This is a genomic window from Arachnia propionica (assembly GCF_003932785.1).
GTDB classification, from domain to species: Bacteria; Actinomycetota; Actinomycetes; order Propionibacteriales; family Propionibacteriaceae; genus Arachnia; species Arachnia propionica_B.
On sequence record NZ_RQYT01000099.1, the window covers coordinates 1 to 1,487 of the forward strand.

Below are 1,487 nucleotides of genomic sequence, written 5' to 3' on the forward strand. Positions count from 1 at the left end.
CACGATTCGCCAGAAGTGTCACCACCACACCCCGCCAAAACGTCACCGATGTCCTGAGGCAGAACTGTCACCGATGTCCTGCGACATAACAGGCAGGCGTTTCCGAACCAAGGCAGGCGAATCAGCGCACTGAGGAGGCCAGCGGGAGACCGGCAGGAAGGGTGACTGGAGGACGGGGTGGTCACGAATCGCCGCTTTGCTTCGGCGAGATCGCGATGTCAACGCTGCCACGGAAGCAGGACGGCGATTCGTGGCCTTGGAGTTGTCCATGAGGTCTTGTGCGCCGTCCTTCCCACCGCTGGTCGATCGAGTCGGCTGCCCTCCAGCACTACATCGCCAACCAACCAGCACGGTGCCACAGCTTCTCAACCTCCTCGCCCTGGCTCTCCCGGACACCACCCACCGACGAAGCGGCCGCCGCAATCGCCTCCGGGGTACCGAACATCACCACACCACTCACAGGATGATTGTTCAGCGGCACCACCGACATCAACCCGATCTGCGGCAACAACCCAAGCAGGGCTTCCTTGACCGACCTGTCAACCACCTCATGGTTCGGCCCACCGTAAGGCTGATATTCCCGTGTCCCCCACCACAGCAGACCCGTGGTGGCCTTCACGAACCGAGGCCCGGCATCCGCATCAGCCGAAGCCGCCAACCACCAACCTGCACGTGGCTGAAACAGCGGCCCCTGCAGCAGGTCGTGGAGTTCCTGCGCTCCGGGAGCGATCCGCCACCACTCCATGCACCGATGCAGCGGGAAGACGTCCTGACAGGGCCGGTAGTTGAGCCGCCCCAACAGTTCGACAGTCGACACCTCGTGTTTCGTCGTCCGGCTGATCGGTTCCGCACCCATCCGGTAGGGAGCTTCCCCCGCGACGAACCAGCCCAGTTTCTCGCCCCACTCCACCATCAAACGACCGAACAAACCCCCCGGCGTGGAGTCATCACCCAACAGCCACAAGGCATCAACCACACCGTCGACCGGCCGATACGGCCACCACGACTTGCGCTGAATGTCTCGGATGACAAAAGCCCCATCCCACGGAAACCCGTCAGGATACCCACCTCGCTCGACCATCACCCTGCCCAACCTCGCATTCATCCTGCCATCGCGAACAACGCACTCATGCCCTTTCCTGCGTCTCTGTCGGGCGGGGGTCCAGAACTCGGTCGATGTGCGCCACCACGTCATTCACCTGCGCTTGCAGCTCGGGCGCCAGCCCTGTGTGCAGGAGCTGGGAGAGCTCATGACGCACCCCCATCAGGATCTCGCCGCCGGTCGCCCCGACCTCCACCATGCTGACAACCCGAGTCGCAACCTCACCCTGACCCCCAGTCCTGAGTGCTTCCACCACGAGATCGATCTCAGACCAGATGTCACACCCACTCTGACGCGCTCGGGGCACCGGTGAAGACCCCCGAACCAATCCGCATGGTCCACGGGATCAGAGGATTCCCCGAGAACACCTCCAACCAGCGACCAT

At 63.0% G+C, this 1,487-nt stretch carries 2 protein-coding genes; both read right to left on the minus strand.

All coding sequences use genetic code 11. From position 1 onward, the window contains the following. Window positions 1–328: 328 nt before the first annotated feature. A complete protein-coding gene (locus EII35_RS15395; protein WP_125229330.1) occupies window positions 329–913 on the minus strand; it encodes a hypothetical protein in 585 nt (194 codons plus the stop codon). Between the two features lie 214 nt (window positions 914–1,127). Then, window positions 1,128–1,301 carry a hypothetical protein gene (locus EII35_RS16110; RefSeq protein ID WP_185744399.1) on the minus strand — a complete coding sequence of 58 codons (174 nt, stop codon included), beginning with the start codon at window positions 1,299–1,301 and terminating at the stop codon, window positions 1,128–1,130. Between the last annotated feature and the right edge of the window lie 186 nt (window positions 1,302–1,487).